Origin of the sequence: Brackiella oedipodis DSM 13743, from assembly GCF_000621025.1 — a bacterium.
Taxonomy (GTDB): Bacteria; Pseudomonadota; Gammaproteobacteria; order Burkholderiales; family Burkholderiaceae_B; genus Oligella; species Oligella oedipodis.
Genome location: NZ_KK211205.1, coordinates 354,458 through 377,966, shown reverse-complemented (window position 1 = coordinate 377,966; position 23,509 = coordinate 354,458). Strand labels below are relative to the sequence as shown.

General features: G+C 47.1%; 19 protein-coding genes and 1 tRNA gene. 4 read left to right on the top strand and 16 right to left on the bottom strand.

The window, feature by feature from the left end:
* Nucleotides 1–74: 74 nt before the first annotated feature.
* From Q335_RS0105055 to Q335_RS0105030, 6 genes are all read right to left on the bottom strand, one after another.
* The gene (locus Q335_RS0105055) at nt 75–734 is read right to left on the bottom strand and encodes a 50S ribosomal protein L25/general stress protein Ctc (RefSeq protein ID WP_028357702.1); all 660 of its coding nucleotides are present in this window, start codon (nt 732–734) and stop codon (nt 75–77) included.
* Between the two features lie 167 nt (nt 735–901).
* On the bottom strand, nt 902–1,837 hold the full coding sequence (locus Q335_RS0105050; protein ID WP_028357701.1) for a ribose-phosphate pyrophosphokinase: 936 nt from the start codon (nt 1,835–1,837) through the stop codon (nt 902–904).
* A gap of 116 nt (nt 1,838–1,953) precedes the next feature.
* Nucleotides 1,954–2,030 (bottom strand) — tRNA-Gln (locus tag Q335_RS0105045).
* A gap of 348 nt (nt 2,031–2,378) precedes the next feature.
* Complete coding sequence (gene ispE, locus Q335_RS09350; RefSeq protein WP_051532310.1) at nt 2,379–3,299, bottom strand: 4-(cytidine 5'-diphospho)-2-C-methyl-D-erythritol kinase; 921 nt, start codon at nt 3,297–3,299, stop codon at nt 2,379–2,381.
* A gap of 11 nt (nt 3,300–3,310) precedes the next feature.
* On the bottom strand, nt 3,311–3,880 hold the full coding sequence (gene lolB, locus Q335_RS0105035) for a lipoprotein insertase outer membrane protein LolB (protein WP_038369410.1): 570 nt from the start codon (nt 3,878–3,880) through the stop codon (nt 3,311–3,313).
* A 266-nt stretch (nt 3,881–4,146) separates the two neighbouring features.
* Nucleotides 4,147–5,952, bottom strand: a complete 1,806-nt coding sequence (locus Q335_RS0105030) for a tetratricopeptide repeat protein (protein ID WP_028357699.1) — start codon at nt 5,950–5,952, stop codon at nt 4,147–4,149.
* A gap of 82 nt (nt 5,953–6,034) precedes the next feature.
* Between Q335_RS0105030 and mutM the strand changes: the two genes are divergently transcribed.
* Nucleotides 6,035–6,859, top strand: a complete 825-nt coding sequence (gene mutM / locus Q335_RS0105025) for a bifunctional DNA-formamidopyrimidine glycosylase/DNA-(apurinic or apyrimidinic site) lyase (RefSeq protein WP_028357698.1) — start codon at nt 6,035–6,037, stop codon at nt 6,857–6,859.
* A gap of 60 nt (nt 6,860–6,919) precedes the next feature.
* Here the strand turns inward: mutM and Q335_RS0105020 are convergent, their stop codons facing one another.
* A complete protein-coding gene (locus tag Q335_RS0105020; RefSeq protein WP_028357697.1) occupies nt 6,920–8,335 on the bottom strand; it encodes an FAD-binding oxidoreductase in 1,416 nt (471 codons plus the stop codon).
* A 224-nt stretch (nt 8,336–8,559) separates the two neighbouring features.
* Here Q335_RS0105020 and Q335_RS0105015 point away from each other — a divergent pair, with 224 nt between their 5' ends.
* Nucleotides 8,560–9,978 carry a phosphomannomutase/phosphoglucomutase gene (locus tag Q335_RS0105015; RefSeq protein WP_051532309.1) on the top strand — a complete coding sequence of 473 codons (1,419 nt, stop codon included), beginning with the start codon at nt 8,560–8,562 and terminating at the stop codon, nt 9,976–9,978.
* Nucleotides 9,979–9,999: 21 nt separating this feature from the next.
* Here Q335_RS0105015 and Q335_RS0105010 read toward each other — a convergent pair whose 3' ends face one another.
* The 9 genes from Q335_RS0105010 to Q335_RS0104970 form a co-directional block, all read right to left on the bottom strand.
* Complete coding sequence (locus Q335_RS0105010; RefSeq protein WP_028357695.1) at nt 10,000–11,124, bottom strand: glycosyltransferase family 4 protein; 1,125 nt, start codon at nt 11,122–11,124, stop codon at nt 10,000–10,002.
* Nucleotides 11,114–12,253 (bottom strand): glycosyltransferase family 4 protein, encoded by a 1,140-nt coding sequence (locus tag Q335_RS10275; protein WP_028357694.1) that lies wholly within the window; start codon nt 12,251–12,253, stop codon nt 11,114–11,116. Before Q335_RS10275 ends, Q335_RS0105010 begins: the two co-directional genes overlap by 11 nt.
* Nucleotides 12,238–13,410, bottom strand: coding sequence for a glycosyltransferase family 4 protein (locus Q335_RS10270; RefSeq protein ID WP_051532308.1), 1,173 nt, complete (start codon nt 13,408–13,410; stop codon nt 12,238–12,240). The genes Q335_RS10275 and Q335_RS10270 overlap by 16 nt, the downstream gene beginning before the upstream one ends.
* Nucleotides 13,411–13,449: 39 nt before the next feature.
* On the bottom strand, nt 13,450–15,342 hold the full coding sequence (gene asnB / locus Q335_RS0104995) for an asparagine synthase (glutamine-hydrolyzing) (RefSeq protein ID WP_028357693.1): 1,893 nt from the start codon (nt 15,340–15,342) through the stop codon (nt 13,450–13,452).
* 13 nt (nt 15,343–15,355) lie between these two features.
* Complete coding sequence (locus Q335_RS0104990) at nt 15,356–16,468, bottom strand: glycosyltransferase family 4 protein (protein ID WP_028357692.1); 1,113 nt, start codon at nt 16,466–16,468, stop codon at nt 15,356–15,358.
* A gap of 17 nt (nt 16,469–16,485) precedes the next feature.
* Nucleotides 16,486–17,772, bottom strand: coding sequence for a murein biosynthesis integral membrane protein MurJ (gene murJ, locus Q335_RS0104985; protein WP_084493570.1), 1,287 nt, complete (start codon nt 17,770–17,772; stop codon nt 16,486–16,488).
* A gap of 64 nt (nt 17,773–17,836) precedes the next feature.
* The gene (locus Q335_RS0104980; protein WP_028357690.1) at nt 17,837–18,862 is read right to left on the bottom strand and encodes an NAD-dependent epimerase/dehydratase family protein; all 1,026 of its coding nucleotides are present in this window, start codon (nt 18,860–18,862) and stop codon (nt 17,837–17,839) included.
* 44 nt (nt 18,863–18,906) lie between these two features.
* A complete protein-coding gene (gene tviB, locus Q335_RS0104975; protein WP_038369408.1) occupies nt 18,907–20,190 on the bottom strand; it encodes a Vi polysaccharide biosynthesis UDP-N-acetylglucosamine C-6 dehydrogenase TviB in 1,284 nt (427 codons plus the stop codon).
* 59 nt (nt 20,191–20,249) lie between these two features.
* A complete protein-coding gene (locus tag Q335_RS0104970; RefSeq protein ID WP_038369524.1) occupies nt 20,250–21,326 on the bottom strand; it encodes an MraY family glycosyltransferase in 1,077 nt (358 codons plus the stop codon).
* A gap of 934 nt (nt 21,327–22,260) precedes the next feature.
* Between Q335_RS0104970 and Q335_RS0104965 the strand changes: the two genes are divergently transcribed.
* Both Q335_RS0104965 and Q335_RS0104960 read left to right on the top strand, forming a co-directional pair.
* Entirely contained in the window at nt 22,261–22,692 is a 432-nt protein-coding gene (locus Q335_RS0104965; protein ID WP_028357687.1) for an OsmC family protein, read from the top strand.
* 1 nt (nt 22,693) lies between these two features.
* On the top strand, nt 22,694–23,506 hold the full coding sequence (locus Q335_RS0104960; RefSeq protein WP_028357686.1) for a thymidylate synthase: 813 nt from the start codon (nt 22,694–22,696) through the stop codon (nt 23,504–23,506).
* Nucleotides 23,507–23,509 lie beyond the last annotated feature (3 nt).

The window sequence follows — 23,509 nt, the reverse complement described above, 5'->3', positions numbered from 1 at the left end:
CTGCAACTACTCTGTGCATTATACACAACTGCTAAGCGCTAAAAACACATTGTTGCTGTTGCAGCCATTTATGCTTACTCTTGACCTTCAGCGTTATCATCTGCTTGATCGTTATCAGCAGACTCTTCTGCCTCTTCGCCTTCAGCGTCGGCATCCACGTCTTCATCCAAGCTTGGATCTTCAGTGATTTTAGCGGCTGTCGCCACTGTTTCTTCTTCGCTGATTTGGAAGGTAACGCCTTCTGGGGCTTTGAGATCGGCAACTGTGATCACGTCACCATCGTGCATACCGCTCACATCAACTTCGATGTGTTGAGGGAGGTTACGTGGCAAGCAAGTGATGCTGATTTCGTACATAACGTAAGAAATAGATGCATCTTCTTCTTTGACGGCTGGAGATTCTTCCTCACCAAAGAAGTTAAGAGGTACGACCGTAGAGATTTCTTCGCCTGCACGGACACGTTGGAAGTCAACGTGAAGAACTTTTGGTTTGTAGGCATGCCATTGCACGGCACGCAAGAGGACTTTTTCGCTTTCACCATCAATTTGCAAATCTAGCAATGATGAACGGAAAGATTCTTTGCGTAAAGAATGGAAAATCTCGTTGTGATCTAACTCGATATTGACTGGCTCTTTGTCGCCACCGTAAACAATCGCTGGGACACGACCTTCGCGGCGCAGGCGGCGGCTCGCACTCGAACCCTGAACGCTACGTTTAGTTGCTGTTACTTTCATGTAATACTCCAAATAAATAAAATCAATCGTTGATTGATAAAAAAGTGTTTCTAGACAGAAACTAGCAGATTTGCCGCGACCAGCAAATCTGCCGTATTATTACCGCTTGCTCAAAGTGCAAACGATAAGAATTCTAGGGACTCAGTCCCGTGCCCAACACGGGCGACTTATTGATCGTCAAATAATGAGCTGACGGATCCCGCAAAAGCAATCCGAGAAATCGTCTCGCCAAGCAAGGCTGCAGTAGAAAGCTGACGAATCTTAGTGCATTCAGCAGCCTCTTGACGCAATGGAATCGTGTCGGTAACGACTAATTCATCTAAGGCAGAGCCACTGATGCGCTCGACCGCTTGACCGGATAACACGGGATGCGTGCAATACGCATAAACAGCCGTTGCACCGCGTTCTTTGAGGGCCGCGGCTGCTTTGCACAAGGTGCCTGCGGTGTCGACCATATCATCCATAATAATGCAGGTACGGCCATTTACGTCACCGATGATATTCATCACCTCTGAGACATTGGCGCGTGGACGGCGTTTGTCGATGATGGCCAAATCCACCTCGAGTTGCTTAGCAAGTGCACGTGCGCGAACCACACCACCAATATCTGGCGATACCACGACTAAGTCTTTAAAGTCGCGTTTGGCGATATCGTTCAGCAATACCGGTGCGGCGTAAATATTGTCGACAGGAATATCAAAGAAGCCCTGAATCTGATCAGCATGCAAATCCATAGTGAGGACACGATCAACCCCCACACTTTGCAGCATATTGGCGACGACTTTGGCAGAGATGGCAACCCGTGCAGAACGCGGACGACGGTCTTGGCGAGCATATCCAAAATACGGAATCGCTGCCGTAATACGACCTGCTGAAGCACGGCGCAGTGCATCGACCATGGTCATAATTTCCATCAAATTATCGTTGGTGGGTGCACAGGTGGGTTGCAAGACAAAGACATCTCGCCCACGAACATTCTCGTTGATCTCTACCATGACCTCACCATCTGAGAATCGCCCCACTGTCATTTTACCGAGAGACATATCTAAGTGATTAACTACGTCTGTGGCCAAGCGTACATTCGCCGTGCCCGTAAAGATCATAAAGGGGAGATTTTCGTGGATCATGGTTTAGCCGTATAAACAAAAAAACCGTACGACAACTCCTACAGCATACTAAGACATACTCATGAGTTTTGTACGGTTCACATTTAATTCTTTGGCTGGGATGGAAGGATTCGAACCTTCGCATGCCGGAATCAAAATCCGGTGCCTTAACCAGCTTGGCGACATCCCAACGAATGAAAGAATATAATTATAGACACTTTTTTTAGTACTGTAAAGTCCTTTTTGCAAAAAATTTAAAAAATTTAAACCTGACCAAAAAAGCAACAAATAAACAACAAATCCGACTTAAACATCGTAGCCACATAAGCGACCCACAGTGACGGCAATCATGCAGATTATCTGTGGCTAAATATAGCGATGATTACTGAGCTACGTTGAGCTGATATGAGCTGATGCTCCCTATCTGCCCTGTCTATATTTGTCAGAGTTAGGCCTCTGCAATAAGGAACTTATGAATCTAACGGTACAAAAAGTGAACCTTTACATTCAGGAATGGTTATTTTAGCAATTTCTAAAATTATGCGGGCAAATAAAGAGAGGCCGCGGTAAATTTAAAAGGCATTAGCGATTGCCACGCGGCTGGCGGCTGCTTAGCGCTACCCTGCTCCGAAAAAACACGGCTTAAATCTTTGACCAGCTGCTGAGCCTGCGCTAGATCCGCCACCGGAATATAAAAATTAGAGCCCGACCCCGTCATTTGTGCCTGCAAACCCATCGTCTCTAGCGTTTGCAACATGCTTTGTAGTGCTGGATGGAGTTGGCAGGCGACTGCTTGTAAATCATTTCTAAAATGTTCCAAATAGGCCGACACACTCCGCTGAGCACAGTCTTGAAACTGTTGCTGCAGGCTGTCTAGATCAAGTGTTGGGGTATTGCGTTGCAACGTCGGGTGCTTAAAAATCGCTGGCGTCGCAATGCTTAAATTCGGGCTGATCAGCACATAAGCAGGCGGTACATCCAGCGCCACGGCATGGACTATTTCGCCAATACCTTCGACAATGGCCGCTTGTTGTTGCATAAAAAATGGTACATCGGCTCCCAACTGTAAACCTAATCGCTGCAACTGCGCGACACTTAGATTGATTTGCCACAGTTGATTGAGCGCGGCCAAAGCACAAGCCGCGTCAGATGAGCCACCGCCCAAACCCGCCCCTGAAGGAATCTGCTTTTGCACCTCAATACTCACCCCGGCTTCGGGCTTATAGGCCTGCATAAGCCGCGCCGCACGAATAATTAAGTCATCTTCAAAGCGGGCATGAGCCGTGCTACCTAAGCGCTCAATTTGAGCATCATCGCGCCTGGTAAAACGCAGTCTATCGCATAGATCTATCGGTACAAATAGACTCTGCAATTCATGATAACCGTCAGCTCTGCGCCCCGTCACATGCAAAAAAAGATTGAGTTTAGCGGGGGCCAGTCGTTCAAGTGTTTTCGTCATTCGCCAGTACTCTAGTCAACATTAATTTGCACTTTGTATTTAAGCGTGCCTTTTTGACTTTCTAAGTTGAGATGCTTAGGACCTTGTGCATCGTAATTATTGACCTTGACCGCCCAACCGTTTTGCTTGAACGATTGCAAGCGCCCTTGCGCGTCTTTTTGGACATTGCTGGCGGCAGGACTTGGCATAAGTTGACCAAGCACCCAGTAACGCAAGCCACTGACAGGCAATGGACTGCCATTGAGGGCTTGCTGCACTAAATCATCGATATTGTTGGCTTCTAGGGTTTGACCGCTGGAATCGGTGAGGGTGGCCGATCCCAGTCGCGCTTGCACCCGGGCAATGGTCGACCCCATAGGACTGGTCAGATCTAACTGTAAGCGATCATGTTGATCGAGCCATATAAAACCGCCTTGCACTGAATCCTTGTTACGATCATTGGCTTGATCCTTAACTAAGACGGCAAAACGTCCGCTACGCTGCTGTTCTGGCGCATTGGAATCCACTTTAGGTGAAGAGACACACGCGCTGAGCGTGAGTACGCCACTCAAAAGGCTAAGCTGCACGAATTTCTTTAACATAATTTCCTTTTGGTAAATTTAGTAGTGACCACTATCATACTTTAAGCGCTTAAATCATATGGCTTTTTTGCCTTACCTAGCCGTCAACTATAAAGATCGTCTGCCAGCTTTTACCCCTGCCCTCCAGCTCAAGGAGTTACTGAATAAACCGTTAGGTGAATTATTCACAGTTTCTGTGCATAACTCAGTGAATAGGCAGCGTATAGATAGTTTATGTGATTGATTTTTAGAAAAAATCACTACAGCTGGTTAATCTTTGATCAATTTTACTTTGCGAGTTTGATATGCAAGCGTTTGGCAGTATCCAGTAATGTTGGATCCGAACGATCCAATTGATAGCCTTGGTGCAGATAATCCCTGGCCTCTTTTTTGCGACCAATGGCGAACAACACTTCCGCCATATGTGCGGCCACTTCTGCCAGGGGTTCCTGTTGCCAGGCCAATTGCATATAGTGTAGAGCTAGCTGTGGATTGCCCATTTTGAATTGCAACCAGCCATAACTATCTTGGATATAGGCGCTCTGCGGCTCGATGGCTAAAGCTCGCTTTAATAATTCATTACTAAAACTTAATTTAGTGGAGTGATTGGTCAAGGTATAACCCAGGGCGTTATAGCCTTCTGAGGCGTCAGGATGCTCTTGAATCAAGTCCAAAACCATGGCTTCTGACTTGTCTAATTGGCCGAGTTTTTCGTAGTTAAGCGCCAAAAAATATTTGACAAATACATTGTTGCGATCGGCTTTTTGGGCCCGCTCTAGCACCTTAAGCGATTGTGGCCACTGCTGTAGCTCTTGGTGTAACTGTGCACTGAGCAACAAGGCTCGCACATACTCCGGGTCATCCGCTTGGATATTAGACAGCAATTCAAAGGCTTTAGCATAGGCCTTAAGCTTAGAATAGAGCTGCGCCTGTAAAATTCTGACGCCATTGCGCTTATTAAAGTCCACGACTTTATTGAGCACTTGGATACCTTTGGCATACTCTCCCGAGTTGAGATACACCTGCCCTAACTGCAAATTAGCCATATCCAACTGGTGTTGGGCATCCAGTTGTACCTCTTCTGAATCAGGCTGCTCTTGCGCTAATTGCTTAACGTCTTTTTGGAAGTCATTAAGCTGCGCGACGGCCTGATCATATTGCCCAGCCTCAGCATACACAAAAGCCATGACGGTTTTGAGATTGTAGTTGTCTGGATTCAGGCGCACCAGTTCCTGCATTTCTTTGACAGCAGAATTGTAATGCTTGTCGTAAAGCAATTCTTCTATGTAGGCATAACGCGTTTCTATGATTTCTGGTTGCTTAGCAATCACTGCCTGGAAACGTGACAGCACTTGGAAACGATCTGGCCTGTCTCGACTCAATTCCAGCAATTGCAACATAGCGGTGGTGGCAGTGGGCCCCGTGAGTGCTTTTTGGGAGGCATCTCTTGCCAAATCAAAATCATTGGCACGCATGGCAAAATCATGTTGCACTAAGAACAAGAGCGGGTCCGGTGGTAAATCTTTAATCACTGCATTATATATATTAAGGGACAGTGAGGGATCTCTGAGTTGACTAATGAAGGTGGCGACCTCATATAGAGATTTGGTGAGTTGCCCCTGTTTGATGTGATTTTGAAGTTTTTTGATAAGCCCTTCGTAGTGCCCTGCTCGCGCTGCCAAAAACAAATAGTTAAATTGGGCTTGCTCACTATCTGCATCCAGACTTTGCCATAAACTTGCTGCCTTAAGAGCATTACGTCGATCATCTAGCAAGGTATACAAAAAACTCGCCTGCCGAGCCATATAGATAGAATGTTTGGCTTGTGCCAGACTCAGGGCAATCGGCGCCGCCACTTTGAAGTTTTGTTCCATGAGCGCTAATTGGAACACCGTGACCTGATAAATATCCTCGGGGTTGGTGTAATCCTTCAGCTCAACGGGGGCCAACTCCTGTTGCGTGGCAAACGCGCTTGCTTGAGGCGCTGCTGCGGAGGGCAAATCTGCTTGAGATGAGGCTTGGGGATCTTTGCCACAGCACAGCGCCAGCATTAAACCCAGCATCTGAGCGAGCACAGTCACAGAACTTAGCATAGTGTAGGCAATCAAAGGGATTACAATAGATTTGATAACCTACCATAGTACCACGATCATCTGTTTTTGAATATTAACAAAAATGCCTGAATTACCCGAAGTTGAAACCACAAGACGTGCCCTTGCGCCCTATATGACCGGACAGCGATTACGGGGCTTGATTATTCATAATGGCCAACTGCGTTGGCCAGTACAAAGCGACTTAGCTGATCGCTTAGTGGGGCAACGGCTGTTACGCTGTGAGCGCCGCGGCAAATATTTATTGTGGTATTTTGAGCACGGCGTACTACTCGTACATTTGGGCATGTCTGGTTCTTTACGACTATGCCCGTGTAACGAATTGCTGCGCAAACATGACCATATTGAATGGCACTTTGAAACCTGTTGTATCCGCTTAAACGACCCACGCCGTTTTGGCTCGGTGCTCTGGCACCCCTATAGTCAAGGCGACGTCAACACTCATCCCTTGTTGAGGCATTTGGGCATTGAACCTTTTGATAGCCACTTTACGCCAGAGTACTTGCACCAGGCCTTGCGACGCAAGCAAGTGAGTATTAAGCAGGCCTTACTCAACGGTCAGATCGTGGTCGGGGTGGGCAATATTTATTGTTCAGAAAGTTTATTTTTGGCGGGCATCCATCCTAAAACCCGAGCTCATCGTATCAGTCTGGCTCGCTGCTATAAATTACACCAAGCGATTCTCGAGACCCTCACAAAGGCGCTCGAAAGTGGTGGCAGTACGATGCGCGACTTTATCAGTCCTGATGGCCAGCCAGGCGCTTATTTTGAGATACATGCCCTGGTCTACAATCGTGAGGGCTTAGCGTGTAAGCGTTGCGCCAAACCCATCAAAAAAATCATACAAAATCAACGAGCCACGTATTATTGCAGTGCGTGCCAACACTAAAACCGAACGCACTGCTAGCGGTGCTTGTGACATTGCACGACACAACACCGTCCTAGCCATTTAGTACTCAAAATCAACACTGCTGATGACTTTGCCTGGGTTCATCAAACCATAAGGGTCAAGCGCGCGTTTGATACGGCGCATTAAGGCAATTTCGACCTCGTCTTTATAATCAGGCAAAATGCTTTTTTTGAGTTGACCAATGCCATGCTCGGCACTAATAGAACCATTAAAAGCCGCTACCTGATCATAAACAACTTTAAAAGCGGCTTTTTGATTCTCGAGAAAGCCCTGCTCTTGGCCAATAGGGGCGCCGATATTGTAGTGAAGATTACCATCCCCCAAATGTCCAAACACAATGTGCCGCACACCAGGAAAATGTTGTTGCAATAAGGCATTGGTGTCTTTAACAAAGCGCGCAATCTCTGAAATCGGGATAGAAATATCGTTTTTGATGCCTTGACCCGTTTTGGCTTCGGCCAATGGAATACTTTCTCGCAAATGCCATAAATCATGACTTTGCTGTAAAGACTCAGCAATGGCCGCGTCGATGACTAAGCCGTCTTCCATAGCCTGACCCACCACTTTTTCAAAAAGTTCACGAGCATGTTGCTCACTCTCGGCATCAGAAATTTCGAGCAAAGCATACCAAGGACTTTGTAAAGCGAAGGGCACGGGCAAGCCAAAGCAATCGACTACACGTTGTAAACAATAATCTGACATCAATTCAAACGCTGTCAAACTAGCACCAAATCCGTAGCTGGCACGATTCAACACTTGGACGGCGGCATCAATCGATTCAAAGGCTAATAAGGCTGTGCACGTGCCCGCAGGCAAGGGATATAGCTTAAGCGTAGCTGCTGTAATAATGCCTAAGGTTCCTTCAGAACCAATATATAAATCGCGTAAATCGTAGCCGGTATTATCTTTGCGTAAGCTGCGTAGGCCGTTCCAGATGTCTCCTTCGGCAGTCACAACCTCGAGACCTAACGTCAATTCTCGGGTATTGCCATAGCGAAGCACTTGAGTGCCGCCCGCATTAGTGGCCAAGTTACCACCAATGCTGCAACTGCCCTGTGCCGCTAAACTCAAGGGAAACAAACGCCCCGCTTGTCGAGCGGCTTCTTGGATGGTTTGCAAAATACAACCCGCTTGCACCGTTATGGTGTTGTTGTCGGTATCGATATTGAGGATTTGATTAAGCCGCATTGTGGAAAGCACTACGGCATCGCCCTTGTTGGAAGGTGTGGCACCACCGCACAGACCGGTATTACCACCTTGAGGCACGATCGGAATTTGATAATTAAAGCAAGCGCTGACAACCTCGGCGATTTCTTGACTATTGGCGGGACGCACCACAGCGAGACATTTGCCGCTGTAACGATGGCGCCAATCAGTAAGATACGGCTCTGCGCTCTCACCCTGCAATACATGCTCTGGACCGACAATGGATTCTAATTCGTGCAACAAGCTCATCTTGGACTCTGTATTAGTAATTAATTGGGCAAACCATAATCTTTCATTATAAGGTGAAAAAAATGATTTTGGCCCAAAGGCGTTGCACAATATCACACCATCCATGCAGCACTTACGGTCTTTTTAGAGGTAAGCCAAACGGTCCGTGTCTGCCTACTGGTAGCTTTCATGCCTGAGCCGATAGTTGCTATAATCAATTTTTTATCACTATTTTGCTGACTATTATGACCCAGTCTACTTCTCATCAAGCGACAGGCTTGGCGCTACCTAGCAATGTTTTTAAAGCCTATGATATTCGTGGCATCGTACCCGATCAGTTAAATCCCCCATTTGCTTATCTATTGGGTCGTGCCCTTGCTGTCCAAGCACGTCAACATGGTATTGAACAGGCCGTGGTCGGCTATGATGGCCGGCATAGTAGCCCAGAACTCTCTAGTCATTTAATCCAAGGTATGAATGCTGAGGGTCTAAATGTAGTGCTCTTGGGTCAAGTGCCAACGCCTTTAGTGTATTTTATGGCTTACTCCAAAAATATCGGCGTGGCGGTGGCGATTACGGGGAGCCACAACCCCCCACAATACAATGGCTTTAAGATGATGATGCAAGGCAAAGCCATTTATGGCGAGCAAGTAACGGCGCTCCGAGAGCTCATGCAATCCTTGCAAGGTCAAGAAACATCGGCGCAAAGCGTTGGTCAATGTCAGCAAGTGACTATTATCGATGATTATGTTCAACGCATTGTTAGCGATGTAAAATTAGCGCGCCCTATGCATATTGCTATCGACTGTGGTAATGGCGTTGGAGCGGCTGTTGCACCACAACTCTTTAAAGCCCTGGGCTGCCAGGTCGATGAGCTTTATTGTGATGTTGATGGTGATTTTCCTAACCACCACCCCGATCCAGCCGATCCTCATAACCTCGAAGATTTAATTCATCACGTCCGCACGACGGATTGTGAACTAGGTTTAGCTTTTGATGGTGACGCCGATCGCTTAGGCGTCGTGACCAAAAGCGGCCAAATCATTTGGCCCGATCGGCAACTCATTTTGTTTGCCCAAGATATTTTGCAACGCCATGCAGGGGCGACCGTGATCTATGACGTGAAATGCAGTCGCCACGTTGCCCTAGAAGTCGAGAAAGCGGGTGGTCAACCTTTAATGTGGAAGACAGGTCACTCGCTTGTCAAATCCAAACTGGCAGAGACAGGCGCCCCTTTAGCTGGCGAAATGAGTGGTCACACCTTCTTTAAAGAACGATGGTATGGTTTTGATGACGGTTTATATAGCGGCACACGCTTACTCGAGATTCTGTCCAAACACGGCAACCCGAGTGAGGTGCTCGAAGCCATTCCGCAAGACTTATCAACACCTGAACTCAAACTACAACTACAAGAGGGGCAAGCGCACCCATTAATTGCACGCCTACAAGCCGAGGGTCAGTTCCCGAGCGCCAAATCCTTAGTCAAAATCGACGGTGTCCGCGCTGAATATGAAGATGGTTTTGGGTTAGCTCGCGCCTCCAACACGACGCCGGTGATTGTCTTGCGTTTTGAGGCTCAATCAAAAGAGGCTTTGCAGCGTATCCAAGCAGAATTCAAAGCCGCCATCGAGCAGCTGTTGCCCGACGCCAAATTACCTTTCTAACGTTTTACCTGTGAGTAAGAACTAGGAAGTTAACAAGTCTCGGTAAATTTCTATTTGCCGAGACACAATTTTTTGTTCATCAAAAACAGTTTCCGCCAGCTGACGTCCTGCTTTCCCAAAGCGTTGTCTGAGTTCATGATCATTGGCTAGACGTTGCACCGCTTGAAACAAGGCAGTGGCATTTTTGGCGGGTACTAATAAACCCGTTTGCTCGGCGATAATCGCATCGCGACAACCTGGCACATCAGTGGTCACAATAGCACGCGCGCAAGCACCCGCTTCTATGAGTGACTTAGGCAGCCCCTCACGATAGGATGGCAAGACCGCAATATGACAATTCTGATAGAGCGCCGCCATATCCTTAACCTCACCTAAATAATGAATATGCTGCTGATAGTTAGCCAATTCTTGTGCCGTGACCGCGCTTGGATTGCCTGGATCTAAGGCCCCTGCTAATTGCCATTCAAGCGCAGGCTCTTGCTGAGCGCTCAACTGCGCCGCCTGCACATACTCTTGCACACCTTTGTCTTTGAGTAAACGCGCAGCCATGACTACTTTAAGCGGTGGCAACGCTGGTTCGGGGGTCGCTTTAAAGAGATCGAGATCAACCCCTGAGCCTTTGATCAAAACAATTTGTTGCTCATCCAGCGTCGCTAACTGTTTAAGTGTGGCAGCGTCGTTTTGGTTTTGCACAATGATACGCGCATGCTTGTGCGCCAAGGCGAGACGATATAAATGGCGAGTAATCCATTGTGCTGGATGGAATCCCTGCTGGCGTGTAAACAGATAACCCAAGCCTGAAATCGCAAACACGACTGCCGGAACCTTGGCCATGCGTGCGGCAATGCCCCCGTAGAGCACAGCTTTAATGGTGACTAAATGCACCAGGTCTGGCTGCACTTTTTTAAATAGCTGATAGAGGGCATAAATCGTGTGCAGTTCTTGTTTGGGATTCATACCACTGCGAGACATAGGTATGACAAAATGTTCAAACCCTAAATCCTTAATTTTTTGTACACTCTGACCGGCCATAGTGGCTATCACCACCTGATAACCTTGAGCCTGCGCCGCCTGGGCAATATTGAGTCGGTGTGACAAGAAAAAGGCGGGATTGTTAACCACCATTAGAATTTTTTTAGTGCTCATAAACTTCTTTCCAAACGGCTTCGTAGCGGCTCACCATGGCTTGCAAACTAAAGTTTTGTAAGATGTGCTCTCTGGCGGCAGTTGATCGAGCTTGACGCTCTGGCGTTTGCAAACTGTCTAGCGCCTCTTGAATCGCCTTGGCCATGGCTTTGGGATCCGAGGGTGGAACCACCCAACCCGTATCGGCGACAATTTCAGCGGCGTCTCCGACATCCGTCACCACACAAGGGGTGCCACAAGCCATGGCTTCGGCCACGACATTGGGAAAGCCCTCCGCCATACTAGAGAGGACATGGATGTCCATAACATTCATAAGTTCCGGCACATCACTACGACTACCAAGTAAGATGACTTGTCCCAAAACATTATGCTCAGACAAAAGCCGAATCAATTCCGCATTGTCCGTACTCATATCTTTACCAATTAATAAGCATTTAAAGTCGTATTTTTGTTGTGCACACAAGGCTAGTGCCTTGATTAAATTGGCATGGTCCTTTAGCGGATTCCAACGCGCCACAAAGCCAAGTACGGGCTCATCTTTTTGGATACCGAGCTGATAACGCCCATCCTGTCTGGCCTGTTCGTCACTATGCCAACGGCTCATGTCATAGCCATTCGGAATCACCTGCATTTTATTTTTTTGATAGTGCCAGAGCGCGTGTCTACGTTTGGCTTGGTGAGCACAGCAAATGATTTTTTTGGGAATAAAATAAGATGTCCAGCCAAAATAGCGGGCTAAAAAATAGGATGAACGGCTGCTTTTTTCGAGATTAGCACCAGAGTTACGAATACCCCAAACGATGTTTTTTATGCCGACTAAACGTGCGGCCATGCCACCAATAAAATCGGCGTGATACATCCATGTCTGCAACACATCTGGGGCCTGTTGTTTGAGTGCTCGCATTAAGCGCTGTAAGCTCTCAAGATTGAATTTACCATTCGGTAAGCCCAAACAATGCACTGGGACACCGTGTTCTTCTAGGATCTTGCCATAACTGCCAGCATCCGTCATAGAGATCACCACATGTTGCTGCTGCGGGGCATTTAGCACCAGTCGCATGAGTACGTTTTCGGCGCCACCTTGTCCTAAGCCACTAATCAGATGAACAACTTTTAGTTTTTTTTGCATGAGGTCACCAACTCTAAGTCTGCAAATAATTTACGCCAATCCTCAAGTACGGCTTCTAGACTGTAATTTGCCAAGACACTGCTTTGGGCTTTTTGCCCTAGTTCGGCACGCAACGAAGCATCGCTGAGCAATTTTTGGAGCTGTGCCACAAAGGCAGCTTTATCGTGCATGCCTACTAGCAGCGCTAATTGGCCATGTTGACTTAATTCAGCCGGCCCACTAGGACAATCAACCGTAATTGCAGGTAAACCACAGGCCATCGCTTCAAGCAATACGTTAGGGAACCCCTCCAGCCTTGAGGTCAAGGCGAAGGCTTGAGCTTGCAACATAGTGGTTCGTACTTGATCGGTTTTGCCCTTAAGAAAGGCGCGATCTTGTAATTGCAAGTGGTCAATTTGTTGTTGCAGCGTATCATGCTCAGGACCTTGCCCATAAATATGCAATTGCCAATCGGGGCATGCCTGTCGGACTTGTGCAAAGCATTCCAGCAAAAAATCAAAGCGTTTGATGCGATTTAAGCGCCCCATCGCTAACAGCACCTTGGGTTGTTCATGGCTGTTGGATCCTGTTGGGTCAGCCTCGACCTTTTCGGCTTGCTCGACCTGCTCAGGCGGCATAAATTCCGCCGGTAAAGGATTAGCAATCACGGCCACCTTGCGTAAGGCAGGCATGTGCGCTTCAAACTGCTGAGCGGCCGCTTGCGTTTGGAGCATGACGGCGTCTGCCCGTGGATAAAGCGTGCGCCGCAACCACTTTAGTACAGCAGAGATATTTTGCCCAGCCATAGGGTTAGTGCGTTCGCATACAATCAACTTCGGTCCCGTACCCCGCGGACAACTCTTAAGGGCCAGCAGCGCCGTGATATTGACATTGGTAAGAAATGAAATCACGACCTCGGGCTGTATTTTTTGGACCACTTGGCGCAAATAATAAGGCTTTAAGAGGCGCGACAAAACCCTATTTTTGGGTAATGCATCGGCTAACCACTGCAACTTGACTTGCGCTTGCAAATCATAAAAGCTTTTGTGCTGAGTCTGCGAGGCACATGCCATTAAGGTGACATCATGACCTTGGTCAGCCCAGGCATTGCATAAGGTCGCCGCCACCCGCTCGGCGCCACCGGCATTCATAGAGCTGACTAAAAATAGTATTTTCATAGCAAATTAGCTTAACATCTTGGTCATGATCATGGGCCTTTACTCGACGCTATAAGGGTAATAATCCAACCAACTTTGTAACATTAAAATACCCCATAAATGCGTGCTGTGATCGGCCTGGCCTTGCAGATGTAATTGCCAGAGACGTTGCACAGCGGCGCTGTTGAATAAGCCTTGTTGTTCCAATCGTTGTGGTTCGAGTAAACCTTGAGCCCAGTCTTTGAGTTCATGGCGTAACCAATGCCCTAGTGGCACTGAAAAACCTTTTTTGGGGCGATTGAGTAAAGCTTCAGGAACATATTGATACAAAACTTGTTTACTCAACCATTTGGCTTGCTGCTCACGCTGCTTGTAAGCAAAAGGCAAGCTCCACACATATTCATATAAGCGATGATCAAGCATCGGGACTCGGGCTTCTAGGGAATAATGCATAGCAGCACGGTCCACTTTTACCAAGATATCGTCCGGTAAGTAGCTTAAGGTGTCGAGCGCCATCATGGTTTCAATATCATGCGGTAGCGCACCATAATGATCAAACGCTGTCTCTAGCTCTTGACTACCGAGTACCAATTGACTCGGATCACTCCAATAAGACACGGCATCTCTATAAAAGGTGGGCAACTCGGTGAGTGATAAGCGCCGCGCTAATTTATGTAATTTGTCCTTTTTGGCCGACGGCGCTAAGCCCGCCATGGTCTCAATGACAGGCACCAAGCTTTGGCGCAGAGGACCGGGGACGCGACTCAGACTATGCCACCATTTGGCAATACGCGCGTACCTGTTATACCCTCCCATGAGCTCATCACCAGCATCGCCAGACAAGACGACTGTTACGACTTGTTTGGCTAGCCCCATCACGAGGGTTGTCGGAATTTGTGAAGAATCAGCAAACGGTTCGTCATAAATTTTAGGCAGATCAGCAATAATGTCTAAGCCTTGCTGTGGGCGAATATACATGGTCTCGTGTTGCGTGCCTAAATGCTCGGCAATCGCCTGCGCGGCAGGTGCTTCATCAAAGGCTTTTTCCTCAAAACCAACAGTAAAGGTTTGTACTTTCTGCTCACTTAATTGCTGCATTAAGGCTACGACCAGAGCAGAATCGGTGCCTGACGATAGGAGCGCGCCTAATTTAACATCGGCCAGCATTTGACCTTGGATGGACTGACGTAGTTTGTCTTCAAATTGTTGTACGGCTTGATCTGGACTAAGCGCTGACTGTTTGCTTTGGCGCGCAAGCTCATAGGCTGACCAGTAAGGTTTAGGCATCGGCAATAGTGCGGCGCTGATATCACTGTGTTTGAGGGTGAGAATACTGGCGGGCGGTAATTTATAAATACCTTTATAAATACTATAAGGGGCAGGAATGTAATTATGGCGCATTAACAAAGCCACCGCATCACGATTAATGATGGGCTTAAAGCCAGGCAGCGCGTGCAAGGCTTTAAGCTCAGACGCAAACATAAGCCCTTGCTGACCGTAGCCATAATATAGAGGCTTTTCACCAAAACGGTCACGCACAAGACTGAGCGTCTGCTCTTTTTGGTCCCAGATGGCGATCGCAAACATACCAACGGATTGTTGGATGGTCGCTTCTATCCCCCATAATTCGAAACCCGCTAAGAGCGTTTCTGTATCCGAGTGGCCGCGCCATTGCGGCGCTTGCTCACCCATGCGTTGGCGCAGTTGTAGGTGATTATAAATTTCACCATTAAAGGCCACGACATAGCGTTGTGATGCAGACAACATAGGTTGATGGCCACTCGGTGATAGATCTTGAATCGCCAAACGTACGTGAGCTAAGGCGATTTGTTGGGCTTGATTTTGCCATACGCCATGACTATCTGGACCGCGATGGCGCAAGCATTCACAGCCCTTTTGTAGGTATGCAGTTTTGTCTTCGGAGCCGCCCCAGCAACCTAATAATCCACACATAGTTTTTTTACTCTTAGTTCATAAGGGAATCAAAAAGCGCCTGCCATTTACTGCCGACCAAACGCATACTAAAACGATCTTTAACGTCGGGTGCTCGTTGCGACAATTGATAGCGCAACTCCGGCTGGCTAAGCATTTGTTCTAAGCCCTTGGCGAGCGAGTCTGTGGCGTTGTCGTTACTCACTAACTTGCCATCAATCCCATCTCGAATAATTTCTTGGGGCCCCACTGGACAATCCACAGCCAGCACCGGTAAACCTGCCGCCATGGCTTCTTGCAAGGTATTAGACAACCCTTCGGCGCGCGAGCTCAGTACGTACATATCAGCATGTCGATACCACCAGGTCATATTTCCCACGCGTCCGAGTAGGTCAATTTGTGATGACAAACCAAGTTGATCGATCTGCGCTTGCAGATTTTTGCGTTGTGGACCCTCACCCAAAATAATTAAACGCCAATCAGGATATTGCGGCGCCACTTTGGCAAAGGCATCAATCAGGCGATCAAAACCTTTTTCGTGATGCAGGCGTCCAACCGCTAAAAGCCATTTTTTGCCGACTTGTTTTTGCGTTTTGAGGACGGGTTCGGCATCGCTGATAGGCCAGTGAATGGCATTAGGGATCACCACATAATGAGCTGCAATATGCTGTTTGAGATAATCAGCAGAGCCTTGTGCGAGTGTCACCACGGCAGCCGCTTTTGGGTACGTGCGACGACGTAGCCATTGCCAAAATTTAGAAAGTTTTTGCGAAGGCGGGTACGCATGCTCGGTAGCAATTACATGACAAGGTAATTTGTGGGCTGCTAAGACACTCAAAATCGAGGCATTAGTCATAAAGCCAATCACGATATCTGGACGCAAGCGCTTGAGCTGTCGACGCAGTAAAAATAAGCGTTTGCTGTGACCCAAGATCCCCTTGCGCCCGAGGGTTTGCAGACTAATCCGTTGTACCTCTGGATGGAGGGTGTAAACATCCGATTCCGGAGTGCTTTCGGTAATTAAGGTCACCCGATGCCCTATTTGCACCCAACGACTACTCAAATCAGCTGCAACCCTCTCGGCGCCACCGCCACGCAAACTCGCGATAAATATCAGGATATGATAGGGGGTAACAGTTGGATTCATGTTAGTTCTAATTTAGCTTAAGATGGCGTGGTCTGCTTCTTAGGTTTCAGGCAGCTGACCGCCACAAAATAACAACAAAACGATAGTAAATACATCAGTGCCGTGGCTAGCATGATGCCTTGCACGCCCCAGGTTGGCGCTAAGTAATAATTCATCACGGCTTTGAGCGCAAAGTTAGCCACAGCAATGGCAGCCATCAAACTATAACGGTTTTGGCTTGCCATCAATTGTACTAGGATTAAAACACCGAAATAAAACGGCAACTGCAATAAACCATAACGTAGGACTTCACTGACAATGGTGGTATTTTTGCTACTAAAGGCCCCACGCTCAAAAAGAATATGCACCATCCAAGGACTCAACCACCACAACAGCGCCACGACGACTACCCCCGCCAAGACCATCAGCAAGCTCCACTTGAGGGCAATAGTGCGTGCTCTGGCGACCTCACCCCGAGCTTCAATATCGGACAAGACCGGCAACGCCGCACGCCCTACCGAAGCAGCGCCAATGCCGATAATCAGAGATAACAGACGGGTCGCGTAGCCCATGGTGGCATTGGCATTCGAGCCGAGTTTCGCAGCCGCCATTTGATCTAAGGGCGCCACAAAACTACTTGCGATTTGCCCAATCAGCATAATCCCGGCCGCTTTGAGCAGTAGACTCCAATAAGGTGAAGATAGCGAGAAGGCCGGCAAAGCATAGTGCTGATCTGCCCGGCTGGATAAATAATACAGAATGACGGCTTGCAGTAAGGTGCCGATGAGAGTACCGAGTAACAGCGGTAGCGTTGAAGTATTGCCGGGTAAGGCAAATATACACAGCAAAATCAAGATGGCCGGCATACTTTCAAGGAGAGTATTGATATGCCGCTCGCGCGCTCGCAAACGAGCCATGCTAACCCCAATCACAACTGTCATCATGGCCACGGGCGCAAAGCCTAGGATTAATTCTTGGCTGGCTTGCTTGGCATGTTCATTAAACTCGGTAGCTAAATACTGTATGACCCAAGGCCACAGGGCCCACGTCAGAATGCCAATAATGGCGCCAACCAAGAGTACCCCACCTTGCAACTGAGACAAGAATTGCTTTTGTTCTTGAGGTTCGGCATAGCGTAATTTCACAAGTGTTGGCACTAGCACGACCGATAGCACACCTACCAAAGTCACGGGTAACCAATTACTCATGGTCATGGTGAATTGGTAGGCATCCACAACGTCCGAGACACCGTAGCGATTAGCGACCGCCATCTCTTTGAGGGCGCCAGCCAATTTACCAATCAATAAGAAAAAAGCCACCCGCATGGCACCTTTGGCAATGCGGGCATGATCTGAATCTAAAGCTTTGAGGCGTTTTAACACAAGTCTTTTATTTGAGGAATTGAATATACCAAGGCATCGCTTCTGCTAAGCCTTGCTGCACATTATATTCGGGAGCATATCCCAATTGACTTTGGATTTTGCTGATATCGGCTTGAGAATGACGCACATCGCCGCGGCGGAAATCGCGGTAAATCGCGTCTTTGGTATAGTTGACACCATTTGCCGCTAGGTTTTTTTGGAGGGCGACAAATAATTGATTTAAAGACGTGCGGTCATTAAGCGCAACGTTATACACCTCAAAACCAGACTCAGGCATCTGTACAGCACTCAAAAGATTCGCTTGCACGGTGTTTTTGATATAACAAAAATCACGGCTAGTTTCGCCATCACCATTGATCAAGACGTCCTCATTGTGGATCATTGCGCCCGTCCATTTAGGAATAACGGCGGCATATGCGCCATTTGGCGTTTGTCGTTTACCAAAAACATTAAAGTAACGCAAGCCAATGGACTTGAAGCCATAGGTACTGGCAAACACACGTGCGTACAACTCATCCACATACTTAGTGACGGCATACGGCGATAATGGATTGCCGATTTTGTCTTCTTGTTTTGGGAGATCAGGGTGATCACCGTAAGTCGAGCTGGAAGCGGCAAATACAAAAGAACTCACCTTGGCATCACGCGCAGCGACTAACATCTTCAGGAAACCGCCAATATTGACCGAATCTGTGGTGATAGGATCATCGACAGAGCGCGGCACTGATCCCAGCGCGGCTTGATGCAAGACATAATCGACGCCCTCTACAGCGGCTTGGCAATCCTCACTGTTGCGAATATCACCTTCAATAAATTTAAAGCGTTGCCATTGCTCAGGCATCACAGAGGCTTGCACTTCATCAAGATTATGCTGAAAACCAGTAGAAAAATTATCGAGCCCTGTCACTTTTTGATCTAACTTGAGTAGAGTCTCGAGTAAGTTCGAGCCAATAAAGCCGGCACAACCCGTGACTAACCAATGTTTAGGATGTTGTTGCAGTTGCTCTACAACTTCTTGAAATTTACTTGTCATGTTGAAAGCTTAGTGATTAATTACACAGTAAATAATTACGAAAATTACAGACGAATATCGACTTTGTCTTTAGGTAAGATGTATTTGAGATCATAAAGAACATGCTCTGGCTTACCAAACTCACGGATTTTCTCGGCACCCATTTGTACGAATTGACGATGCGCTACTGCGACGACAATGGCGTCATAATGACCTTTTTTGGGTTCTTGAATTGGCGTAATACCATATTCGTGTTGAGCTTCAGCGGCTTCAACCCATGGATCATAAACGTCCACTTGGATATTGTATTCACCTAACTCACGTACAATATCGACCACTTTAGTGTTCCGTAAATCTGGGCAGTTTTCTTTGAAGGTTAATCCCATCAAGAGCACACGGCAGTTTTCTACCTGAATTTTACGTTTAGTCATGGCTTTGACCAATTGAGAAACCACATAACTGCCCATGGTGTCATTTAAACGACGACCGGCGAGGATAATCTCTGGGTGATAGCCAATGGATTGCGCTTTATGAGTCAAGTAGTATGGGTCAACGCCAATACAATGACCACCCACCAAGCCTGGGCGGAATGGCAAGAAGTTCCATTTGGTACCCGCGGCTTTAAGGACGTCTTCGGTGTCAATGCCTAACTTACTAAAAATTAAAGCCAATTCGTTCATTAAGGCAATATTGACATCACGTTGCGTATTTTCAATGACTTTGGCCGCTTCAGCCACTTTAATGCTAGCGGCTTTATGAGTGCCTGCCGTAATGATTTCTGCATACAAGGCATCGACTAAGTCAGCGATCTCTGCCGTCGAACCTGAAGTCACTTTTTTGATGGTAGACACACGGTGCTCTTTGTCGCCTGGATTAATACGCTCGGGACTATAACCCGCAAAGAAATCCTCATTAAAACGAAGTCCTGATTGTTTTTCGAGCTCAGGCACACATACTTCTTCGGTGGCTCCTGGATAAACTGTTGATTCGTAAATAACGATATCGCCTTTTTTGAGAACCTTACCAATCGTTTGGCTAGCTTTGACTAAAGGAGTGAGATCCGGCTGTTTGTATTCATCGATGGGCGTTGGTACGGTCACAATGTAAGTATTAGCCTGCGCCAAGTCTTGCGCATCGGCGCTATAAGTCAAATGTTTAGCGCTGGCGAGCTCTTCGGCATCTACTTCTAGCGTGTGATCGACTCCGCTTTGTAATTCTTTAACACGTTTGGCGTTGATATCGAAACCAAGTACCTGCCTTTTTTTGCCAAACTCAACGGCTAGTGGCAGACCCACATAACCCAGTCCAACAATCGCTAATTTGATATCTTGAATGTTTTTAGTAGTCAAAATAAAACTCCTGTGAGTAACTTATTCCTAAGCATATGTAAAAAATGCCGCTTGATTGCTTAACGTTTACGAAAAGCTTGAGGCAATAACAGCCAACGCGGACAACGCCATTTGACAAGGCGACGGTACAACCAAATATATAGGGCTGAGAACATCAACATGGAGCCAATTAGCAACCATGCGTTATTCCAGAATAGCGTGGCAGGCACCAAGCCGATCAAGCATAAGACCCACAAATAGGGTGAGGTCAAGGCATTACAAAAAGCGGGTACTTTGCCATCGGAGTCACGGCTAAACGTGACACGAACTAAACGTCTAAAGACTAATTGGTGTAAGTGCAAGGCATCCGGTTGATCCACGGGTACGTTGCGAATAAATCGACGGCGCCAAATCGAAAATAAGGTTTCGAATACCGGATAGAATAATACGGCTAAGGCATAAAAAGGTGAAACAGATGGATTACGAACCACCAGTAAGACGGCTAATTCGGCCAGCAAAAAGCCAATAAAATAAGCGCCACCATCGCCTAAAAATACGCGACCGTAGGGGAAATTCCAGACAAAAAAGCCGATAATACTCGAGGCCAGTGAAATGGCTATCGTGAAAATCGCGATGTCGTTGACTTGATAAGCCACCAGAGCCACCGAGATAGACATTAAGCAAGCGGCCATACCGGCTAGGCCATTCATGCCATCGATTAAATTAAGGGCATGCGTACAGCCTGCCACAGCAGTAATGGTAAACAGAAAGGAAATAATCCAGTAACCCAGAATATAATTATCGATGAAGTCGATACCGACGCGATTGACTCCACCAAAGAACCAGCAAGCGATCGCCGCCGAGGCAAACGCCGCTAATAAACGCTGCCCTGCTCCAACATCCTTAGTGATATCTTCGAGAATACCGGCCACAAATACTGGCATCGCCGCCACAAACAGCGCGGGCCACAGCCAGTTAAGGGTGGTGTTGCCAGGGTGTCCCATGACCAACAAACCCGCCAAAGTTCCTGCAAAGACGGCTAAACCACCAATCCTAGGCGTGGAGCGCACATGCGAGGCTTGAGGTTTGTTGAGATCATAGTCGCCTGTGTAACGACCATGCCAGCGCTCTGAAAATACAATCAGACCGCCCACCATAAAGGCCACTATACTAATATATAAATATTGCCAGCTGCCAGACACAATAAAATCTGCCTCAGAAACAAATTTGGGATTCAAAGAACTGCATTCTAGCAAGAAATGCAGTGTAGGTTTGTAAGTACTCGTAAATGCCTATTGCGAGATACTACCTGTTATAGCATGCTTAGTATAGCACTTGGAGATTGTAGGTGGTTTTTGCCCCATTCCGATAAAAATGCAAAAAAAACCCAGAGCCAAAGGCTCTGGGTAAAATCCACCAAAGGAGGAGGGTGGAGGAGACAACTTTGATGACCTAGCAATTGAGTCGTTGATACGAGTTGTTAATACAACTAGGGATTACAGCAATTGCAATCACCTAAATCAATTACGGAGCAAAACAAGCACATTAACAAACTAAGGAGATTAATATTGGCCAACATTAAAAGCCAACAATAGTAGCCAACAAAAATATCAAGATTCTCTGAGAGATCAATGATTGGTTAGCCAACAATATGCAGCAATTGCTACGTCATTCATTAATTTGAATTCTAGCAAACCTATCTAAGCAATGCAACATTATCACGCCCCCAAAACGCCTACACACAGGTCTTTATCAGGTCTTTATCAGGACTTCATTCGGTTCCAAAAAGCTTGCAAATTCACATTAATTTGTGATGATAAGCTGACTTAATAGTCATATGACAAATTGAGCCCATGCCCCAAATTGCCCTTAAATCAGGGCTATCCCTAGGTTTAGTGAAGTCGCCATTGCAGCAAAGGCGCCCACTTTTTGTCACGCCGTGTTTAAAAGTTTTATCTACATTCAAGGGCTGTGTCAGAGTACAATGTAAACAGGTTTTTTTATGATTAAGGGATATTTTCTGTATTATTTTTGCAACAAATCCCCTAATTTCAAAAATTTGTCATATCACTTTTGGGTGTAAGTATCTCTATGAAATGTACAACAGAATGGCATGGTCCTGACGGCATGTTAATGGTCAGCAAGACTGGCACAGGTCATGTAGTGGCCATGGATGGCTCTCTCGAAAGCGGCGGTAATAATCTCGCTGCGAGCCCGATGGAATTGCTCTTGAGCGGCGCCAGTGGGTGCTCCTCCTTTGATATTATTAGCATTCTTAAACGCAGTCGCGAAAATATCCAACGCTGCCAAGTCAATGTCAGCGCCGAACGCCGTGATGAGCATCCGCGCATATTTTCAAAAATTCATTTTGAATTTATTATTAGTGGCCGCGACCTCAAAACGGCCACTGTTGAACGTGCTGTGCATCTTAGTCTCGACAAATATTGCTCAGCGATTGCCATCCTGAGCCAAAGTGCTGAGGTGACCCATAGTATTGCCATCCATGACACCGCTAACGACTAATATGACTGATTTAGTAATAAATACGGCTTACGAAGACTTAATGCGCTTAGTCTACGAGCAAGGCCATCTCAAAACGGATAGAACGGGCACAGGTACGCGTTCGATTTTTGGACATCAGATGCGTTTTGATCTGCGCCAAGGCTTTCCTCTTATCACCACCAAGAAAATTCACCTCAAAAGTGTGATTTACGAATTATTGTGGTTCTTACGAGGTGACTCTAATGTGCAATGGCTGCAAGAACATGGTGTAACTATTTGGGATGAATGGGCCGATGCTGAGGGTGAGTTAGGCCCTGTATATGGCGTGCAATGGCGCAGCTGGCCCAGCACTGATGGCCAATCGATCGATCAGATCACTCAAGTCATTGACCAAATCAAACAGAATCCTGATTCGCGTCGCCTGATTGTGAGCGCCTGGAATGTTGCCTTGATCGAGCAAATGCAATTGCCGCCTTGTCATCTATTGTTTCAATTTTATGTGGCCGACGGCAAACTCTCATGCCAATTGTATCAACGCAGTGCCGATATCTTTTTGGGAGTGCCTTTTAATATTGCGAGTTATGCCCTCTTGACCCATATGATTGCCCAACAGTGCGACTTAGACGTGGGTGATTTTATATGGACGGGGGGTGACTGCCACTTGTATAGCAATCACATGACGCAAGCCAAGGAGCAACTCAGCCGCCAGCCTTATGCATTCCCTCAGTTACGCATCAAGCGTAGGCCTGCTTCTATTTTTGAATATGATTTCGATGACTTCGAAATTATCAATTATCAACACCACCCTCACATTAAAGCGCCTGTAGCGGTTTGATGT

Coding starts and splice junctions, on each gene's coding strand:
- Q335_RS0105050 (WP_028357701.1), bottom strand. CDS start 1,837: ATGATCTTTACGGGCACGGCGAATGTACGCTTGGCCACAGACGTAGTT.
- asnB (WP_028357693.1), bottom strand. CDS start 15,342: ATGTGTGGATTATTAGGTTGCTGGGGCGGCTCCGAAGACAAAACTGCA.
- Q335_RS0105030 (WP_028357699.1), bottom strand. CDS start 5,952: ATGCTAAGTTCTGTGACTGTGCTCGCTCAGATGCTGGGTTTAATGCTG.
- Q335_RS0105020 (WP_028357697.1), bottom strand. CDS start 8,335: ATGAGCTTGTTGCACGAATTAGAATCCATTGTCGGTCCAGAGCATGTA.
- Q335_RS0104980 (WP_028357690.1), bottom strand. CDS start 18,862: ATGACAAGTAAATTTCAAGAAGTTGTAGAGCAACTGCAACAACATCCT.
- mutM (WP_028357698.1), top strand. CDS start 6,035: ATGCCTGAATTACCCGAAGTTGAAACCACAAGACGTGCCCTTGCGCCC.
- Q335_RS0105015 (WP_051532309.1), top strand. CDS start 8,560: ATGACCCAGTCTACTTCTCATCAAGCGACAGGCTTGGCGCTACCTAGC.
- lolB (WP_038369410.1), bottom strand. CDS start 3,880: ATGTTAAAGAAATTCGTGCAGCTTAGCCTTTTGAGTGGCGTACTCACG.
- Q335_RS10275 (WP_028357694.1), bottom strand. CDS start 12,253: ATGCAAAAAAAACTAAAAGTTGTTCATCTGATTAGTGGCTTAGGACAA.
- Q335_RS0105055 (WP_028357702.1), bottom strand. CDS start 734: ATGAAAGTAACAGCAACTAAACGTAGCGTTCAGGGTTCGAGTGCGAGC.
- Q335_RS0104970 (WP_038369524.1), bottom strand. CDS start 21,326: ATGGTGGGCGGTCTGATTGTATTTTCAGAGCGCTGGCATGGTCGTTAC.
- Q335_RS0104960 (WP_028357686.1), top strand. CDS start 22,694: ATGACTGATTTAGTAATAAATACGGCTTACGAAGACTTAATGCGCTTA.
- ispE (WP_051532310.1), bottom strand. CDS start 3,299: ATGACGAAAACACTTGAACGACTGGCCCCCGCTAAACTCAATCTTTTT.
- Q335_RS0105010 (WP_028357695.1), bottom strand. CDS start 11,124: ATGAGCACTAAAAAAATTCTAATGGTGGTTAACAATCCCGCCTTTTTC.
- Q335_RS10270 (WP_051532308.1), bottom strand. CDS start 13,410: ATGAAAATACTATTTTTAGTCAGCTCTATGAATGCCGGTGGCGCCGAG.
- murJ (WP_084493570.1), bottom strand. CDS start 17,772: ATGCGGGTGGCTTTTTTCTTATTGATTGGTAAATTGGCTGGCGCCCTC.
- Q335_RS0104990 (WP_028357692.1), bottom strand. CDS start 16,468: ATGAATCCAACTGTTACCCCCTATCATATCCTGATATTTATCGCGAGT.
- Q335_RS0104965 (WP_028357687.1), top strand. CDS start 22,261: ATGAAATGTACAACAGAATGGCATGGTCCTGACGGCATGTTAATGGTC.